The 17992-nt window shown below is 56.2% G+C and carries 14 protein-coding genes; 4 read left to right on the top strand and 10 right to left on the bottom strand.

Annotated elements, in window-relative coordinates; all coding sequences use genetic code 11:
- Window positions 1–7: 7 nt before the first annotated feature.
- Together L1F29_RS10795 and L1F29_RS10790 are read right to left on the bottom strand one after the other, a co-directional pair.
- Entirely contained in the window at window positions 8–2011 is a 2004-nt protein-coding gene (locus L1F29_RS10795; RefSeq protein WP_258388314.1) for a stalk domain-containing protein, read from the bottom strand.
- Between the two features lie 233 nt (window positions 2012–2244).
- Entirely contained in the window at window positions 2245–2466 is a 222-nt protein-coding gene (locus tag L1F29_RS10790) for a hypothetical protein (RefSeq protein ID WP_258388313.1), read from the bottom strand.
- Between the two features lie 164 nt (window positions 2467–2630).
- On the opposite strand from L1F29_RS10790, the gene L1F29_RS10785 reads away from it, so the two are divergent.
- Window positions 2631–3185 carry a PCYCGC motif-containing (lipo)protein gene (locus L1F29_RS10785; protein ID WP_258388312.1) on the top strand — a complete coding sequence of 185 codons (555 nt, stop codon included), beginning with the start codon at window positions 2631–2633 and terminating at the stop codon, window positions 3183–3185.
- 147 nt (window positions 3186–3332) lie between these two features.
- Window positions 3333–3890, top strand: a complete 558-nt coding sequence (locus tag L1F29_RS10780) for a YktB family protein (protein ID WP_258388311.1) — start codon at window positions 3333–3335, stop codon at window positions 3888–3890.
- Between the two features lie 111 nt (window positions 3891–4001).
- Here L1F29_RS10780 and L1F29_RS10775 read toward each other — a convergent pair whose 3' ends face one another.
- Window positions 4002–7007: an efflux RND transporter permease subunit gene (locus tag L1F29_RS10775; RefSeq protein ID WP_258388310.1), complete on the bottom strand. Its 3006-nt coding sequence runs from the start codon at window positions 7005–7007 to the stop codon at window positions 4002–4004.
- 279 nt (window positions 7008–7286) lie between these two features.
- Between L1F29_RS10775 and L1F29_RS10770 the strand changes: the two genes are divergently transcribed.
- Together L1F29_RS10770 and L1F29_RS10765 are read left to right on the top strand one after the other, a co-directional pair.
- Window positions 7287–8018, top strand: coding sequence for an ABC transporter ATP-binding protein (locus L1F29_RS10770; protein ID WP_373876536.1), 732 nt, complete (start codon window positions 7287–7289; stop codon window positions 8016–8018).
- On the top strand, window positions 8015–9034 hold the full coding sequence (locus L1F29_RS10765) for an ABC transporter permease (RefSeq protein WP_258388308.1): 1020 nt from the start codon (window positions 8015–8017) through the stop codon (window positions 9032–9034). Before L1F29_RS10770 ends, L1F29_RS10765 begins: the two co-directional genes overlap by 4 nt.
- Window positions 9035–9225: 191 nt before the next feature.
- On the opposite strand, the gene L1F29_RS10760 is transcribed toward L1F29_RS10765, so the two are convergent.
- The 7 genes from L1F29_RS10760 to L1F29_RS10730 all read right to left on the bottom strand — a co-directional run bounded on the left by L1F29_RS10760 (window position 9226) and on the right by L1F29_RS10730 (window position 17987).
- Window positions 9226–10191, bottom strand: a complete 966-nt coding sequence (locus L1F29_RS10760) for an ROK family protein (protein WP_258388307.1) — start codon at window positions 10189–10191, stop codon at window positions 9226–9228.
- Window positions 10188–10823, bottom strand: a complete 636-nt coding sequence (locus L1F29_RS10755; protein ID WP_258388306.1) for a D-sedoheptulose-7-phosphate isomerase — start codon at window positions 10821–10823, stop codon at window positions 10188–10190. Before L1F29_RS10755 ends, L1F29_RS10760 begins: the two co-directional genes overlap by 4 nt.
- 236 nt (window positions 10824–11059) lie before the next feature.
- Window positions 11060–13840, bottom strand: coding sequence for an FtsX-like permease family protein (locus L1F29_RS10750; protein WP_258388305.1), 2781 nt, complete (start codon window positions 13838–13840; stop codon window positions 11060–11062).
- Window positions 13837–14520 (bottom strand): ABC transporter ATP-binding protein, encoded by a 684-nt coding sequence (locus L1F29_RS10745; RefSeq protein ID WP_258388304.1) that lies wholly within the window; start codon window positions 14518–14520, stop codon window positions 13837–13839. The genes L1F29_RS10750 and L1F29_RS10745 overlap by 4 nt, the downstream gene beginning before the upstream one ends.
- 116 nt (window positions 14521–14636) lie before the next feature.
- Window positions 14637–15983, bottom strand: coding sequence for a sensor histidine kinase (locus L1F29_RS10740; protein WP_258388303.1), 1347 nt, complete (start codon window positions 15981–15983; stop codon window positions 14637–14639).
- A 6-nt stretch (window positions 15984–15989) separates the two neighbouring features.
- A complete protein-coding gene (locus L1F29_RS10735; RefSeq protein WP_258388302.1) occupies window positions 15990–16694 on the bottom strand; it encodes a winged helix-turn-helix domain-containing protein in 705 nt (234 codons plus the stop codon).
- A gap of 102 nt (window positions 16695–16796) precedes the next feature.
- Window positions 16797–17987: an MFS transporter gene (locus tag L1F29_RS10730; RefSeq protein WP_258389663.1), complete on the bottom strand. Its 1191-nt coding sequence runs from the start codon at window positions 17985–17987 to the stop codon at window positions 16797–16799.
- Between the last annotated feature and the right edge of the window lie 5 nt (window positions 17988–17992).

The raw sequence follows: 17992 nt of genomic DNA, 5'->3' as shown, positions 1-17992 counted from the left end.
GCTTCAATTAGTATTTGAGCGGTGGCATCTGCTGGAACAGCATCGCAATCGGCAGGTTGCTGCCCGATGCGGGCGTAAAGACGATCTCGACCGATTCTTCCGTATCGCCGGTCCGGTAGAGCACGCCCGCTTGCGTATTATCCTGCAGAATGCTGTTATTCGTTACGGTCACCAGCTCGCCATTGACTAGGAACGCCCCTGTATAATGACCGCCCCGCGGGTTTACTGTGATGAGCGTATTCGGCGCCACGTGATTCAGCTTCATCGTGTAGACGACGCCAAAGTTGCCGACATTGATTTCGTTCTTGCCGCTCGTGGCATCGTAGCCGACGAGGTAGGAATCCAATTTCGTGTCGCCCAGCACGATGCGCTTGTCTTCGTAACCAAGCGGTTCGTTAATTTCCATCGACCGGTTCGCGCTGTTGAACGTACCCCTTACGTGAATGTCGTAACGGTCCATAATGGAGAGCGAAGGCAGTTCCTTAATCGGATCTTTGCCTTCAGCTACGACCACGACTCTGAACTGCAGCTCCTGCTCGGCATAGACATCCCCGTAAGCGGAGATCACTTGATTCGGCTTGATCGGAAACTTGGAGAGCTCAGGCATCAGATTAACCGACTGGCCCGGTTTGATCGCGGTCCACTTCGGCGTCGGATTCTCCGCCAATGACTTCAAGTACCGGACGGTAGACAGCTTGCCGGTATTCTCCACGAATGGATCCGGTCCGCCGATGCCGAACGAGCTCGTATTGACGTTGACTGTCGTGTTGCTGTTATTCGTCGCAATCAGGTACATCTTGACCGGGTATCCGATCGAGTTGAAATTGTGGTACAGAAACCGGATCGGTCCCGTCAGCTGATCTTCGTAAGCGATCCCTTCGTTGATGAAGATCTCCGGGCTGTTGCTCCTCACAAACTGTGCCATGTCGGATTGAAGCTTATAGGGGACGGCTGGAATATCGAGGACAGATGCCCCGTTGATCGTAAACTTGTCGCCGACTTTCGTGAACAGCCGGTTATATTGATCCTCCGTATACAGCACTTCACTCGTGACGGTAACCGTCTTGGTCACCATGTGCGTCAGCCCATGGGCGTCCTGCACTTCGAGCGTCACTTGATAGTCTCCCGCTTCGAAGAATACCTTCGGTTGGTTCTTCCATGTCTTGATGACAACGCCGTTTACGATCTGTTCTGCTGACCATGTACGTTTGACGATCGCATTCTCGTCGTCATAGCTCAGATCCGTGAAGAGGACTTCTTCACCGATCCGGTACTGCTCCTTCTCGGTCTTAAAGTCCGCAACCGGCGGCATATTAGGCGCGAGTACTTCCACCGTTACGGAATACGGCTCGCTCCATTCGCCCGATGCATCCTGGACTTGTCTGGTAACCGTATAGGAGCCGGGCTCCGGGAACACATCCATCTTCCCGTCCCAACGCTCGTCGACGAATGGCTGGCCGGTCGGGCTCGTCGCACGGTCGATATAGGTAACCACGGTCTCGCCGGCATAAATTTTTTCCGGTGATACCGCGAAGGTTGCCGTAGGCAGGTTGCTCCATGTCAGCGTCATGGTCTTGCCGGATAGCGTCAGCTTGCTGTCCGTCGCGATCGACCAGGTACGCAGCGGCACCATCAGCGAGCCGTTCATCGCGAAAGGAGCTACAGGCGCTTTAAGCACCTCCTTGCCCCGCTTGATGATCAAGCTGCCCGGTTTCAAGCGGATCTCCTCCGCGCTGCTCGTTGCAACGGATTCTTTCGTCTTCGCGTCATAGGAAATTTTATAACCGAAACGATCCGCAACGGACCGGAACGCGATGAACGTCGATCCGTTCTTCAGCGTCAACGGCTGAACGGATAAATACGAATTTCCGTTATGAATCATCGTCTTGCTGTCAAGCTGCACAGTCAGTTGATTGGCAGCTGCTCCTTCGGCGGAGGCCGTATCGGAGAGTGCGCCGCTCACCGGCACAAAAAATAGCGATAACACTAATAACCATTTCAATGATTTCATGCTCCGTCTCCTTTTCTGCGTCTAAACAGCATCTCCTGGTGCTGTCTGTCATACACCATTGTTAAACGCTGCACCACCCTTAAAAGTTGCGGTTTTTCGCCAAAGCGACAAGAAATAGACACAAAGCTTCCGTTATTAACGGATGCTTGTGCCTGCTTCATTCAGGGCATCTGTAAGCTGCAGTAAATACTGCGCCGCCGTATGCTTTTCGCCTGCTAATCCGGCAGCCGCCTTCAGCCGTTTACACGCATATTGATCAAGAAGCTTGTAATCATGGCAATGAAAGCGACGATCGTGAGAATGCCGACGATCCCCCGCATCCGGGTCGCCGAGCGAAGCCGCTGCACATCCTGTTCCTGACGCGCCATCGTGACCGAGCGGTGGTTAAACATAAACATGATGAGCAGCGCCACGAAGATCATATTCAAGACAAACCATATTTGCTGCCAATACATTGTCACAAACCTCCCAAACACATTTCCGTGAATGAACTATAATCAGTGTAAAGCGTACTTGCGCCCAACGCCTCGACAAACCGATATCGTTCGACTAGACTAGACTGTAAACGATCGCGAGGCGGAATGCAACCGACATCTTTATGAACAAAGGAGAGCGAAATATGAATAAAAGCTTCTCGTATATTCTTCGCAGAGGGCCGATTCTCGCCGCATGTGCGGTTGCACTTGCTGCGGTAATGAGCGGCTGCTCCGGAAACAGCGAGTCTCCATCCTCGAAGGAGGCGAACGCTCAGCAGCATTCAGCCGGTCAGACTGCTGATGCCGTGCATCTGCCCAACGGCGATATGCAGCAGACAACCGGCAATGGGGAGACGCTGCCTGCCTTTCTGGACGGAGCTTCCGAGATGATTGTCGTCTCCTACAAGACAGCTGCAGCGAACCGGGATCTGCTGAAAAGCATTCCATGCTACTGCGGCTGCGGGGAATCCGCCGGTCATCGCAGCAACCTGCAGTGCTTCATTAACGAAACGAAGGAAGACGGCAGCGTCGTATGGGACGATCACGGCACCCGCTGCGGCGTATGCATGGAGACGGCCATCATCTCTGCCGCCATGCACGAAGAAGGCAAGAGCATCAAGGACATTCGCGACGCCATTCATACCCGCTATGACGGACGGGCAGCTGCGCCGACCGATACGCCGATGCCTGAATCGTAATCGTTTGGACGCCGCGCCCACAGAGAGGAACGAATGATGATGACAACCCTACATACACAGCAACCACACCCCGTCTCTACACGGGCATTCCCCGGTTTTACGCAAGAAGATTTCGACGTCTTCGCCGTTCCCGGGCTGGAGCCGAGAATGACACAGCTGATTGACCGCATCCGGCCAAAACTGAATGAATTAGGCGAACGCCTCTCCCCCATGCTGAGCGGACTGTGCGGAGAGACCATCTATCCCCATGTCGCCAAGCATGCGCGCAGAACGATCAATCCGCCGGTGGATACATGGGTTGCCTTCGCGCCGAATAAACGCGGATATAAAGCGCATCCCCATTTTCAGATCGGTTTGTTCGGCTCCCATGTATTCATCCAGTTCGCGATTATTTATGAGTCGACGAATAAATCCGTGTTCGCGGAGCATGCGCTTCATCAGCTGGATGACATTGCCAAGCATATTCCAGCCCACTACATCTGGTCCGGCAATCATATGGTCCCAGGCGGCGATCGGCAGGGCGAGCTCGGCGAGCAAGGATTGCGCAAGCTGCTGGAACGGCTCAAGACGGTCAAAGCGTCCGAAGCGCTATGCGGCATTAATATCGACCGGAATGATCCGCTTCTCCTGGACGGCGAAGCCTTCGTCACCAAGGCCGAAGAAACCTTCCGCACGGTTCTCCCGCTATACAAGATGGCATTCTAAGTGCTGCTCTTGCCTGCAGCGAATGCTAGCATACAAACAAGCACCGTCTCCTTTGTACCGGAGGCGGTGCTTGTTGTTTAACGTATCAATACTGCCGCTGAAACGAATCTATTACGCCGCTTGTTCAAACTTCCCTTCAATGCGCTGCTTCTTAGATTTACGGAAGAAGAACAGCTCATAGATGCACGGAATAATGATCAGCGTCAGCAAGGTCGCGATGGCAAGGCCGCCGATGACGACGATGGCCAGACTTTGCGAGACGATGCTTCCGCTCTCCGATGTGCCGAACACGAGCGGGAGCATGGCGCAGATGGTTGCGATCGCCGTCATCAGAATCGGGCGCATCCGGGTGGATGCCGCTTCGATGAGCGCTTCGCGGATCGGCATCCGCTGCTCGTTCTGCTTCACCCGGTCGATCAGCACGATCGCGTTCGTGACGACAATTCCAATGAGCATAAGCGCCCCGAACATGGCCGTGAAGTCAGGCGATATCCCCGTAACGATCAGACCTCCGATGGCTCCGATTGCCGCAAGCGGCAGCGAGAACATGATCGCCAGCGGAGCGCGGATGGTCTTGAACGTAATGACCATGATGAGGTATACGATCCCGATGGAGATCAATGCCGTTAATCCAAGATCGGCAAAATCGCTGGATTGATCCGCAGACGCCCCGCCGATGACGAACTCGACGCCTTCCGGCGCTTTCAGACCGTTAACTTTCTTCGTAATTTCACTGCCGACAACCGACAGCTGCGAAGGCTCTGCGTCGGCCGTAACGCGGACGTACAGCTTGCCGTCCTTGTGATAGAACACGCTGGACTCCTCGCTCTTGACGAGCTTCGCCACCGATGATACAGGTACAGGACCATTGTCGGTCATGATCGTCAAATTGTTCAGGTCGGACTCCGTCTTCGGATTGACAGACGGCTGCAACATAACCGCTGTCTCTCTGTCCTCTACCTTGATGGAACCGATCGGCACCGGATTAAGCAGGCCCTGCAGCTGCATGGCCACTTCCTGTCCTTTCGCTTTGACCGGATCAAGCTCGAACGTATAGACGGATTTCTTCTGCTCCTGATTCGATTTGACCTTCATGACATCTTTGATCGGCTTGATGGCCGCCATGACTTGATCGGCGCCCTTGGCGATCTCCTCCGGATCGTCGCCCGTCACATCGATCGTAATTTGCGAGGAGCCGCCGCCCGTCATCATATCGGCCGCATCCGCGTTCAATTCCGCTTCCTTATAGGTCGGACGCTGCGCCTTGACCGCTTCGATCAGCTTCTCGGCGTCCGCCCCTTCCTTCATGTCGACCATATACGTGACCAGCGTCGGGGAGGAAACCTCGCCGTACTTGGCGCTGTCGGCATTATTGCCGTTCATCATCAGCACCCAGTCGATATCGCTTCGTTCGTTCAAAAACTTCTCCAGGCTCCGCCCGGCCGCGATAACTTCTTCATGCGGCGTCTCGCTTGGATATTCCAGCGTGACGTTCACGGTAGATGCACTGGAGCTGTCCAGCGCCGCCTTTGGCATGACAGCGTAAGCGCCAATCGAACCTACAAACAGCACGGCCGAAATGAGCAGCGGCACCCATTTATGCTTCAGATTCCAGGACAGGAAGCCGGAGAAGCGCTTGGAGCCTTCATGCTCGACCATCTTCGTCCCGCGAAGAAGAACCGCGCTAAGCAGCGGCACGACCGTCAAAGCGACAATCAGCGAAGCCAGCAGCGAATACGATACGGTTAAGGCGAACGGCAGCAGGAAATCCTGAAGCGAACCGCGCAGCAGCCCCATTGGCAGGAAGACGGCTACCGTTACGAGCGTCGAAGACGTAATTGCCGTCGCCACTTCTTTGGTCGAATCGATGATCAGCTGGGTCGAGAACGGCTCCTTCTGCAGACGGCGGTAGATATTCTCGATGACGACGATGCTGTCGTCGACCAGTCGGCCGACCGCAACGGCGACGCCGCCAAGCGTAATGACGTTCAACGTTACGCCCGACAGATCCAGCAGGTAAAGCGTTATGCCGAGCGAGAGCGGAATCGATACGATCGTAATGATCGTCGCTCTCAAATTGCGCATGAAGAGCAGAATGACAATCGTCGCGAACAGGGCGCCCATCAGAACTTCCTTCAGCATGGAATTGACCGAGCTGACGACCTGCTCGGACGTGCTGAGCAGCACCTTGGCCTGAATGGACGTCATGTCCTTGTTCAAGCGATCAACCGTCTCTTCGACATGCTTGCCGACGGATACCGCATTCGCGTTCCCGGACTTGGAAATGGTCAGCATGAGCACATCGCTTCCATCGATGCTGCTGATGCTTTCCTGCTGCTTATCCAGCTTCACCTCGGCAACGTCGCCCAGTGTGACGCCCGGCAGGACAGGCAGCTTGCGCAGCGTCTCGATATCGTTAATATCCGATCGTACGTTGATATTTCCCGATGCGCCGTCAATCGTCTTCTCTCCTACGGACGAAGTCGTTCCGCGTCCCTGCAGCACGCCCATAAGCGCTTGGAAAGGAATGCCCTTCTCCGCAAGCTTGGCAGTATTCGGAATAACGGAAATGTTCGGCGTCGACTTGCCTGACAGCGTAACTTCGCCGGCGCCGTCGATTTGCTTGAATTCGTTGATGATCTCTTTCTCGGCTTGCTCGCGCTGCGCCTCGCTCATACTGTCGCCGAAGCCGATCGTTACCCAAGAGATCGGAATCATCGATGTATTCAGCTGGACGACGAACGGCTTAGACACCGTTTCCGGCAGCTGAACAGCGCTTACGGAGCGTTCGACTTCCGTCTTCGCGTCTTTCATATTCGTGCCGGATTCGAACGTCATATTAATTTGCGTGTAACCGTTGCCCGAGGTGGAGAACATGCCGCTCTTCCCCTTCGTAAACTGCAGCGCATCCTCAAGCTTGGCGGTGACCTGCGTTTCCATCGATTTGGCATCGTAACCCGGCCCGATTGCCGCGACCGTTACCATCGGATTGTCCGCCTCCGGCAGAAATTCCATCGGCAGCTTCCAATAGCTGATCACCCCCATAACCAGCGCCATTAGCACGACGATTTTCATCGCGGCTTTGTTATTGAACGCCCACTTCGTAAATCCTTGCATGACTCTTTTCTCCCTTCAATATGACTCTCCCTTGAACTCCTTGATAAAGCTTACCTGTTTCTGCCACAGGCCAAAAACGGCTGGAGTCCAGTTTTTGACTACGACTTGAGGAGGAGGCCTCATCAGCCTCAAGGTGAAGGAGCATAGAGGGGGACCCTCAAGCAATTGATTGTTTACAACGGTATAAATACTGCTATCCTAAAATGGAGTACAGTGATCTCACCTATATGAGGAGCGTGATAGTGGATGACGGCTTCTTCTCTCATTGAAACGGCCGGTGTGCGGACACCGCCAGTTATCGACATCGTTGAGATTACGCGAAGATTCGGCAATCATACCGTTCTGGACGGCATATCGCTTAACGTGGAACAAGGCGAGCTGTTCGGCTTGCTCGGGCCGTCCGGCTCCGGCAAGACGACGCTCATCAAGATTATGACCGGCATCGACCGTGCGGATAGCGGAACCGTCCGCATGCTGGGCGAGCCTATGCCGCAGCTCCGCATGCTGCAGCGCTTCGGCTATATGGCCCAATCTGACGCGCTATACAGCGAATTGACCGCCAAGCAGAACCTCCTGTTTTTTGCGTCCCTATATGGACTGAGCGGAGCGCAGCGGAAGAAACGGATTGAAGCCTCGATGTCTGTCGTCGATTTGCTCGATCACCTCGATAAGCCGGTGTCGGCCTATTCGGGCGGCATGAAACGGAGACTGTCGCTTGCTATCGCGCTGCTTCATGAGCCTGCAGTGCTCGTGCTCGACGAGCCGACAGTCGGGATCGACCCGGTGCTTCGGCAATCGATATGGGCGGAGCTGCTCGAAATGCGCAGCCGCGGCACGACGATTATACTAACGACGCATGTGATGGACGAAGCGGACAAATGCGACCGTCTTGGCCTGATCCGCGACGGCAAGCTGACCGCGGTCGATTCGCCTGAAGCTCTCAAGGCGAGAACCGGCCGTTCGACGATCGAGGATGCATTCATCGTGCTTGGGGGAGGTGGGCTCGCATGAGAATACGGGCATTGGCTATCCGGATTATCCGCCAATTCGTACGCGACAAGCGGACGCTGGCTCTGCTGTTTCTGGCGCCGCTGCTTATCCTGACGCTGATGAAGCTTGTCTTTAACGGCCAGACTGTAGAGCCGCAGATTGGCGTGGTGAACGTTCCGGCGCAGATGGCTGACCGGTTAGCGCAATCCGGTGCCGCGCTAACCGACTTCAAGGAAAAGGCCGATGCCGACGCCGCGCTTGCAGATGGCGACCTCGACGCGGTGTTGACGCTAAGCGACGGCAAGCCTTCCATCCAGCTGGAAGGCAGTGACCCTGCGAAGAATAAGTCCGTGCTCATGCTGCTTCAACGGACGATGCAAGCGGCGTCGCCGAATGTGCAGCCCGCCGTTTCCTATCTGCACGGCAGCGAGGAGATGACCTCCTTCGATTCTTTCGGTCCTGTTCTGGTTGGCTTCTTCTCCTTCTTCTTCGTCTTTCTGCTTGCGGGCGTTTCCTTCCTGAGGGAGCGCACCAGCGGCACGCTGGAGCGGCTGCTGGCTACGCCGATCCGCCGCTCTGAAGTTGTCGCCGGCTATCTGTCCGGCTTCGGATTGTTCACGCTGCTGCAAGCGGCTCTCATCGCCTGGTTTGCCATCGATATCCTCGGTCTCTATATGGACGGCTCCATCTGGTTCGTGCTGCTCATCAACCTGCTGTTGTCGCTGACGGCATTGACGCTTGGCACGCTGCTTTCCTCTTATGCCGGCAGCGAGTTTCAAATCATTCAATTCATTCCGCTTGTGATCGTCCCGCAGGTATTCTTCTCAGGGTTATTTTCGCTGGATGCGATGGCGCCCTGGCTGCAGAAGCTAAGCTATGTGATGCCGCTCTATTACGGGGCGGATGCCATGCGGAGTATTATGCTGCGGGGTGAAGGCTGGGGAAGCATACAGACCGACGTCTATGTGCTGCTCGGCTTCTCTGCCGTATTCGCTTTGTTAAACATAGCTGCATTGCGTAAACACCGGGCGATTTGATCCTGCTTGCGTACCGGGCAATAGTCAGGCTGCTTCGAATGGCTTCGAAAAAGCCGATGAAAGTCAAAAGGGAAGCTCTCCTCGAAGAGAGCTTCCCTTTTGACTATTATAATGCGATAACTAAAGCCGCCCGGACAGCTTCTGGTCGCAATCACTACCATTATGAATCGTCATATGTCCCCGTCAATCGGCTAGGACAGCGTATTAAGCGCAACGGAAAGCGCCGCCAGATCTCCGATATTTTCCGAAAGCGCGGCAGGCACGACGCGGCAGACGTCCACTGCAAGCGGCAGCGCTTCTTGCCGCAGTTCGTTCATCGTTATCTCCTCCAGCAGCCCAAGCTGCCGGCTGTAGATGCTTCCGATGACGATGATCTCCGGATTCAAAATATCCACAAGGATGGCCAGCCCGCGTCCTAGCTTGCGCCCCACGATGCCGAACACTTCCAAAGCCAGCTCGTCGCCTGCCGCGGCAGCCTCCGCCACGGCTTTCGTCGTAATTCCATTCAGCGCCTCGGCATTGTGGCAGAACATCGGCTTGTCCCCTGCCAGCAGCCTCGCTTCCGCCATATCCCGGGCCAAGCGGGCGATGCCGCCTCCGCTGCAGAAGCCTTCGAAGGAGCCGGCTTTGCCGTAGCCCACCGGACCCGCCTTTTCCATCCTGACATGTCCCACTTCACCGGCCATATCGTTGGTTCCGCTGTATAATTTGCCGTTCAGCACCAGACCTGCGCCCATTCCGGTGCCAAAGGTAAGAAAGATCATGTTGGCCCTGCCCTTGCCCGCCCCCCACTTCCATTCGGCAAGCGCACATGCATTCGCGTCATTCTGCAAGCCGACCGGCACGCCGTAACGCTCACGCAGCGGAGTAACGACATCGATACGATCCCAGTTCGGTAAATTCGGTGGCGATAGAATCGTTCCGGCCTTGCTGTCCAACGGACCGCCGCAGCTGATGCCAATCGCGCGGGGCAGTCCGGTGCCATGCTCGGCGATCAGCTCGTCCAGCTTGCGAATGAACTCCCCGATCGCCGCCTCGGGCGATGACGGCGTCGGAAACATCCGCTTGCCGATCAATTCCACGCCGTCCCCCGCCTCACGGCCAAGACATACGGCGCATTTGGTCCCTCCAATATCGACTCCGGCCAAGACGCTCATGACGTGAAGAACGCCTCCTCCAGCATCATGCATATCGCATGATAGACCGGCAAATGCCGCTCCTGAATGTCCGGCGTGCTGTCATACGGCACGCGGATTACCGTATCGCACACGCCGTTCATAAGACCGCCGCTGCGGCCAGTCAAGCCGATCGCATGTGCGCCCATGGCTTTGGCCACCTGCAGGGCATGCAGGACATTCTTCGAATTGCCGGACGTGCTGAGCCCGATGACGGCATCTCCTTCGTTGACATAGCCGAACACCTGCTGCGCAAACACCATATCCGGCTCGACATCATTGATGAATGCGGTGGCCAGCGCCGACTGGCTCACAAGCGAGATGGCGGGAAGAGCGCCCTGTAGATGATCCGCCAAGTAATTGCCATTCTCGGGGAACGCTTCGTTCAGCCGGGTGCGGACCGAATCGTTCACCGGACGGCGAAGCATAAAGCCCTTCATCAATTCACCGACAATATGCTCGCTATCCGAGGCGCTCCCGCCATTCCCGCAGACGAGCACCTTGCCTCCGTTGGCATACGTGCGATGCAGCAGCTCGACAGCCATTCCAATATCGGGCAGACAGATTTCCATCTCCGGATACTTGCGAATCATTTGCTCCAAGACAGGTTCCATATCCTCAATCACTCCTTATCCGGTCGCTGGCGGCTTCGGCATTCCCTATTAAGGCTGATTACGATTGAATGAATGAACGAAACGACGAACATTCAGCCTGCACAGCGGTTTGTGTGGGATCAATGAATTAGACATCAGAACAAGATTAACCGAATAATGGATAAATGTCACCGTTTTCTTGCCATTATGAGCAGGCATGGAGAAGGAGCGACTATCGAATGCGCGCTGCACCGATATCATTCATTGGATGACCGGAGAGCATCCCCGGGAGTCAGCTTGAGAGCCGCCCGGGCCGGCCCGATATTGATCAATACGGCAGCCAGCAGCAGTCCGATCAACATGGGAATGATCCAATCGTACGGGTAATGAAACGGAATCGGCTCCTCATGAGGCTTCACATCCTGGGCGACGGTATGAATGAACAGGTTCGACCCCGTCGTACCGATGGCCCAGCCCGCTAACAAACCCACCACCGCCACAACCGTCCCTTCGAGCAAGAACATTCGGGTGATCTGCTTGCCGGATAAGCCGATACAGCGCATCATCGCGATCGCTTTGCTTCTCTCCCGCACCGCACGGAACTGTACGACGGCAAGGCCAAGAAGCCCGATTAGCGCGGATAATGCCGTAAACCCGATAAATCCGCGGAACAATTGGAGATTGACGAGCTGCTCCGCCGCATTGTCCGCATAAGGCGAGGTGAACGTCATGATTCCGTTCACGACGAATCTGTCCTTGAGGTTCTGAGCGGCCTCTACATCCCTGTAATCGAACTGGACCAGAACGAATCCGAGCTCAGGCTGATTCGTCCATTTGAAACCATAGCCCCGCAGCTCCCGGTGAACGGATTCGTTCACATACGTAGCGTCGTATACGTGAAGCTTGGTTTTATCATCTGAATTCTCATCGGCAAATCCGGCAACTACAAACGTCCGTTCCGCTAATGGCGTCCACTCCTCCTGGAGTGTCCTAAGCTTGTTCTCATAGATCGGCAGCGTAATCCGATCGCCGGCGTTAATGCGAATCTCCCGCCTTTCGCCGCTTCCTTCGCCCCCTGGCTCGTACCGATCGGATATGGGCAGGACAATATAGGCCGGATCGTTCATGACCGCCTTCCACACCTCTTCATCGCTGCCGAATCGCTCGTCTCTCTCGATTAGCTTCAACCCGCCGCCGCTAACCAGCTTATCCGTGACCGGAACAATCGCTTGGGCGCTGCCCTGCTTCTCCATTAGCAGCATATAGGGCTCTACCGTTGCTACAGACGCAACCCGTTCCGCGATCTGAGGGTCATTCTCCACGATCGATAGAATGTCCGCTTTCTGTTCGGGGGCGGCGTACCCGACATACCCTCCGAAACCCAGCATCGTCTGGTTGGTCCGGTCCACGTCATTCGCCCTCTGCAGCATGGATGATATACTCGACATAAAGGTTAGCGTCATCATGACGAATGCGAATAAGAGAGCAATCGTCAATGTCCGGCCCCGGTGCACGTTCGGATATCGGACGGCAAGCAGCACGGATACATCCGGGAATCGCAGCTGTCTGGCAATAGCACCGAATATCCCCGCTCCGCCGGATACAAGCCGGAGCGCAAGGACCACCGTTCCAATGCAGCCGGTCAGCCACAAGAATAGAATCCATCCCATGCGGCTGCCGTTTAGTTCCGGGATATCGATGAGCGACTGATACAGATGCGCAAAGACAGCAGCCGCGCATAAACAAACAATAGCAAGCTGACGGATGCCTTTTCCGCCCTTGTATGAGGATACGGATGCGGCCGATGAATCGCGCAGCGCTTCTACGATCCGAATACGGCCGGCTTTCCGCGCAACCAATAGGCCGATAGCGGCCAAGAAGAGCGTTATGACCGCAAATAATTGAACGGAGCCGGCTATGCTCACGTAAGGCGTAACCGGAATGCTCGCCCCGCTGATCCTCGACAGCTCTTCGGAATATACGCCATAGAACAGCTTAACGAGCGCGAACCCGCCCGCCGTGCCAAGCAGCGTTCCCGCCGCAGCGCTGAACAGCGACAGCAGCAGCGCTTCGGCTGCGAACATGCCGCCAATCTGACGTCGGGATATCCCAATGGCGCGCAGCACGCCGTACATCCCCCGTCTCCCTTCGGCGATCATGACCAGCACCTGCCGCATCAGAAGCGCGCTGGATGCGATGGCCACCCCGCTGATCATGGAGACGATGAATGACACACTTAGATTATTGGCTTTGCTCTCGGCATGATATTTCAACATGCGCAGCTGAAACGGCTCCGAATCGGCATTCTCGAAATAGGAAAATCCTTGCACCGGATCGCTTGGATCCATTCGTCCGGCCAGCAGCGAATGATAGCCGTCATGCTCCATGCCGACAAGCTTACGCGCGGCCTCTTCGCTGACGATAACCGTCCCCGCCGCCGCAGCGTTCCCGCCCCGGTAACCGGTCAATCCCGTCTGCCGGGCAACGTGCCGGACTTGAAACAGCCGCTGCTTGCCTTCATGGTCAAGCAATTGAATCCCGTCTCCCTGACGGATGTTCAAATCAGCCGCGGTTTCCTCATCCACAACCGCTTCGTCGGGCCGAAGGCTGCTGCTCCAGACATCGGGCTGCGTGGAATCGAATGACTCGGCCCGGTCGGCGGACAATCCGATGGCCAGCATGCCGGTCTTGCTCCGCTGCTGCTCCTTGCTTCCGGCAATCAGCGTCGTATCGCCTTCCACGACCGGCAGGAACCGCACATCAGCCCCGCCCTTCTTATAAGCCGCCATTATCGAGTCGGCCGCTTCGGCCGTGAATGCCCGCTGATCTCCGTCCATCGGTCTCAGCTCCCAGTCGATCGCTCCGAAGCGTGCGGCGATCCATGCGTCGCCGCTATGCTTCACAGACTGGTAATTGACGAACGAGACCGTAATGAGCAGGGCGCCGATCGCTCCGGCGGCAGTCGTGAGCAATGTCTGCTTCCATTGTCTGCGCATGTTTTCCCATGCCATTTTCCATACCAGACGATTGCCGATCATGACCTGTCGCCTCCGTCATGAACGATTCGCCCGTTCTGCATGCGGATCGTACGATGGGTACGTGCGGCAATTTGCGGATCATGCGTGACCATAACGATCGTCGTCCTATAATGGTTGTTCAGCATATCGAGCAGCCCGACGACCTGCTCGGCGGTATCCGTATCGAGCGCCCCCGTCGGCTCGTCCGCCCACAGAATGAGCGGTTCTCCGACGATCGCCCTGGCTATCGCCACCCTCTGATTCTGACCGCCCGACAGCTCGGATGGATAGCGGTTGGCCCGGTCAGCCAAGCCGACGCGCATAAGCGCGTCCATGGCGCGCTCCCTGGCCGCCTTTCTCTTCACGCCTTGCGCAATGAGCGGCAGCGCCGCATTCTCCCAAGCGCTCAGAACCGGTACCAGATGGTACGATTGAAAGACGAAGCCCATTTTCTCCAGCCGGAACCGCGACAGCTCCCGTTCCTTCAACAGGTGAATGGGCGTATCCCCAATCCAGACTTCGCCTGCGTCCATCTGCTCGATGCCTGCCATCAGATGCAATAATGTCGTCTTGCCGCAGCCGGACGGGCCTGTAATCGATACCGTCTCGCCCTGCTGAATGTCGAAGCTAACCTGCTTGAGTGCACGGGTAGCCGCTTCTCCCGTTCCGAACGTCTTCGTTAATCCTTGGATACGTATCATTCCAGCGTCTCACCTCAGTATATAAATGGGTCGCCTATAACGTATCAAACCCGTGTGCAGCCATCATGGAGCAAATATGCAGAACTGATGCAGATTTCTTAGGTCCCGCCGATCCCTTACTCCGCTATTACCGGCAGGATAAGCCCGAAGCGCGCACCTTCGCCCCACTGGCTGCTTACCGTAATCTGTCCGCCATGAGCCTCGGCATACTGCTTCGCAATCGCCAAGCCGAGTCCGAGCCCCGTGCTCTTCCGTCCTTGCTGCGACGAGGACTCGATCGGTTTGCCTCTATAGAACCGATCGAATAAATGCGGCAGTTCCTCTTCCTCGATTCCCCATCCGTCATCCGTTACTTCGAAGACGACCCGGCCGGCATCCAGTTCAAGTTTGACCCGAATCTCTTGGCGGGCATGCCGCAGCGCATTGCCCGTCAAATTGACGACGGCCTGCCTGATCCGCACCTGATCCGCGAACAGCTTGATCTCGCCATCCGATCGGAATCGAATGCTAACGCTTCTCTCCTCCGCCTCCGCCGACAGCATTTCCACGACCGATTCCACAAGCTCCGTGAGCGAGAACCAGTGCTTCTCGAGCGGCAGATGCCCGGTTTCCGCAAGCGCCAGCTCCTGCAGGTCGCGGACCAGCTTGGACATTCGAATCGTTTCATCATATAACGCCGAGGTCTTGGCAAGGGGCAGCGGCTCGCCTGCATAGATCGCATTGTCCAATTGCGTGCGCATAACCGCCAGCGGCGTCCGCAGCTCGTGGGCGATGTCGGCGACCATCGTCCGTCTGACCGTCTCGAGTCTGCGCAAGCGGAGGCGGGCGCGTTCCAAGGCAAGCTCCACTGCAGGCATAGCCGTTTCCGGATCCGAAGCGGGCGCTTGCGGCTTAGATCCGCCCATATCGGCACGCTCCTCCGCCAGCTGCTGCGCCAATACCGAGATATGCTGCATTTTGCGGCGGAACTCCCGTTGGAATCCCGCATGCCATAACAAGAATAACCCGTACACGACGGCTGCCAGCAGAATCGCTGACAGCCAGACCGGCAAGCCAGGGCTATAATCGAACCGGGCTTCCGTTACGCTGTAACCGACAATCCGCCCGTTCACGATTAACGGCTTCGACATCCCGGCATCGCCCGCGTCCGTCCCGAATTCGTCATGCGATACATATGCAGCCAGCAGATTCCCCTGCTCGTCCTTGAATGCCGCACGGAAAGGAACACGCTCCGGATACCGGGCCCCATCCGCTTCCATGACGTGGGCGAACCCCTCCCAGCTCCCGTGATTTTCGTAATAGACAGAGGCATACCGGCTCCAATAGAGCGACAGGCGCTCCTCCGTGTCGCGTCCGCCGCTGACCTGTATGGACCAGCCGATCAAGACGACGATAAACGCTGCCATCATAGCCGCGAACCCGCCCAGAAGTTTAGCCGCTGCAGGCTTGCTCAGATTAAGCATATGACGTTACACCTCTTCGTTGAATGCATAGCCCACTCCATACACGGTAAGAACATAGCGGGGTTCGGCCGGTATCGGCTCAAGCTTGCGCCTTAAGTTGCGAATATGGGAATCCATCGTGCGCTCGAAGCCGACATAAGCATCGCCCAGCGCCTCGTCCATCAGCTGCATGCGTGTATAGACCCTCCCCGGATGTGAAGCAAGCTTCTGGAGCAGCATGAATTCCGTGCGGGTCAAGTCCACTTTCAAGCTATCTCGGGATACCGTATACTTGTTCGAATCGATTACCAGGTCCCCCCGGTAAATGACTCCCTCTGCAGCTTCGCTTGACTCCAGCCCAGGCACCGGCCGGCGCGAACGCCTCATAACGGCTTTAATCCGGGCAGCCAGTTCGCGTAAACCGAATGGTTTGGATACGTAATCGTCGGCTCCAAGCTCGAGCGCGAGCACTTTGTCAAACTCATCGCCTTTTGCCGTTACCATAATGATCGGCAGGTTCCATTGCCGCTCGTTCCGTTTGCACAAATCAATGCCGCTCCCGCCGCCGGGCAGCATCCAGTCGACAATCAATAAATCCGGCAAGGCGCGTTCAATGCAGTCCACCGCCTCCTCGTAGGTCGACACGCCGTACACGCGGTAGCCCACCTGCTCGAAGAAGGCGATACACTCCGCCAGCAGCTTTTCTTCATCCTCTACCCATACGATATTCATCGCCAATGCCTCCTCAAAAAAACAAGCCGATCCCTTCCGTCCGTTAGGGACGGCCGAAATCGGCTTTCGAGCCTATCAATCTCTTTCATGCTTGTACCCTTCTTACACTGAGCTCGAATTCGTCTGTTCGTGGGCGCCGCGGTCCAGCATCCGAAACCGCAGCAGCAGCAGCAGCGCGGCCAGGGACAGGAAGCCTCCGATTAAATACGGCAGCTCGATATCGACGGTGAACAAGAATGCTCCCATCAACGGGCCCAGAATCCGTCCCAGACTGTCCATGGATGAGCTTAGACCCGATGCAACCCCTTGTCCGACGGTCGTCTTCTGGGTAATTAGCGAAGTTACACACGGACGGATCAGCGCATTGCCGATGCCGAAGATAGCAAGATACAGCGTTGCCGTCCATAATGAATGCGACGTAACCAGCAGCAGGAAGCCGACCGCGGAAATGACGAGCCCCGCTGCAATATACTTGGGCTCTTCTCCCTTGCGGATTCTGCGGCGGACGACGCCGCCCTGAATGAGCGCGCCAACCAGACCGCAGACCAGAAACATAATGCCGACCTGGAGCGGCGTAACGTCGAACCGCTTCATCCCGAAGAGCTGAAGCGTCGCTTCCAGTCCTGCAAGCGACAACGATACGAACAGGGCAAGTATGTATAAATATTTCAACGAGCCTGTAAAGGCTGTCCATCGGGACGGTTTCCGTCCATGGGAAGCGGCACGCTGTTCCGGCGTTAACGATTCCGTCAGCTTGGCGAAAGCCAGCGCGAACGTAATTAGCGCAAGAGCTGCGGCTGCATAGAACGGCGTATTATGCGATACGAGACTAAGCAGGCCGCCAAAGCCGGGGCCGATCGTAAAGCCGAGACCGATAGACATGCCCACCAGCCCCATCCCTTTCGTGCGCTGATCCGGCGGCGTAATATCCGCCACATACGCGACGATTACCGAGGTTACCGCTCCCGAGAACAAGCCGCCAAGAATACGGGAGACGTACATAAGCGTTAAATTCCCGTCCGCAATTCCGAATACGAGGAAGCTCGCGGCGAAGCCTAGCACGCCGATCAATATTACCGGCCGGCGTCCGATCCGGTCGGACAGCCCGCCCCATATCGGAGACAGCACGAAGGATATGGCCGAATAAATCGACAGCATCATCCCGGTATGAAACTCGACCGATCCCGGACTCGCTTCTTTAATAAGCTCGGGTAAAACAGGAATAATAATCCCGAAACCGATAAATGTCGTAATAAGCATCATCATAACGATGCCAAGCCGTTTATCTCTCATCATTA

It is taken from the genome of Paenibacillus spongiae, assembly GCF_024734895.1.
GTDB lineage: Bacteria > Bacillota > Bacilli > Paenibacillales > Paenibacillaceae > Paenibacillus_Z > Paenibacillus_Z spongiae.
Note: the sequence above shows the minus strand (reverse complement) of the source record. Positions and strands in the feature narration are given on the sequence as shown.

Coding starts and splice junctions, on each gene's coding strand:
- L1F29_RS10735 (WP_258388302.1), bottom strand. CDS start 16,694: ATGAATATCGTATGGGTAGAGGATGAAGAAAAGCTGCTGGCGGAGTGT.
- L1F29_RS10790 (WP_258388313.1), bottom strand. CDS start 2,466: ATGTATTGGCAGCAAATATGGTTTGTCTTGAATATGATCTTCGTGGCG.
- L1F29_RS10775 (WP_258388310.1), bottom strand. CDS start 7,007: ATGCAAGGATTTACGAAGTGGGCGTTCAATAACAAAGCCGCGATGAAA.
- L1F29_RS10750 (WP_258388305.1), bottom strand. CDS start 13,840: ATGATCGGCAATCGTCTGGTATGGAAAATGGCATGGGAAAACATGCGC.
- L1F29_RS10765 (WP_258388308.1), top strand. CDS start 8,015: ATGAGAATACGGGCATTGGCTATCCGGATTATCCGCCAATTCGTACGC.
- L1F29_RS10755 (WP_258388306.1), bottom strand. CDS start 10,823: ATGGAACCTGTCTTGGAGCAAATGATTCGCAAGTATCCGGAGATGGAA.
- L1F29_RS10795 (WP_258388314.1), bottom strand. CDS start 2,011: ATGAAATCATTGAAATGGTTATTAGTGTTATCGCTATTTTTTGTGCCG.
- L1F29_RS10740 (WP_258388303.1), bottom strand. CDS start 15,983: ATGCTTAATCTGAGCAAGCCTGCAGCGGCTAAACTTCTGGGCGGGTTC.
- L1F29_RS10745 (WP_258388304.1), bottom strand. CDS start 14,520: ATGATACGTATCCAAGGATTAACGAAGACGTTCGGAACGGGAGAAGCG.
- L1F29_RS10780 (WP_258388311.1), top strand. CDS start 3,333: ATGACACAGCTGATTGACCGCATCCGGCCAAAACTGAATGAATTAGGC.
- L1F29_RS10760 (WP_258388307.1), bottom strand. CDS start 10,191: ATGAGCGTCTTGGCCGGAGTCGATATTGGAGGGACCAAATGCGCCGTA.
- L1F29_RS10730 (WP_258389663.1), bottom strand. CDS start 17,987: ATGAGAGATAAACGGCTTGGCATCGTTATGATGATGCTTATTACGACA.
- L1F29_RS10785 (WP_258388312.1), top strand. CDS start 2,631: ATGAATAAAAGCTTCTCGTATATTCTTCGCAGAGGGCCGATTCTCGCC.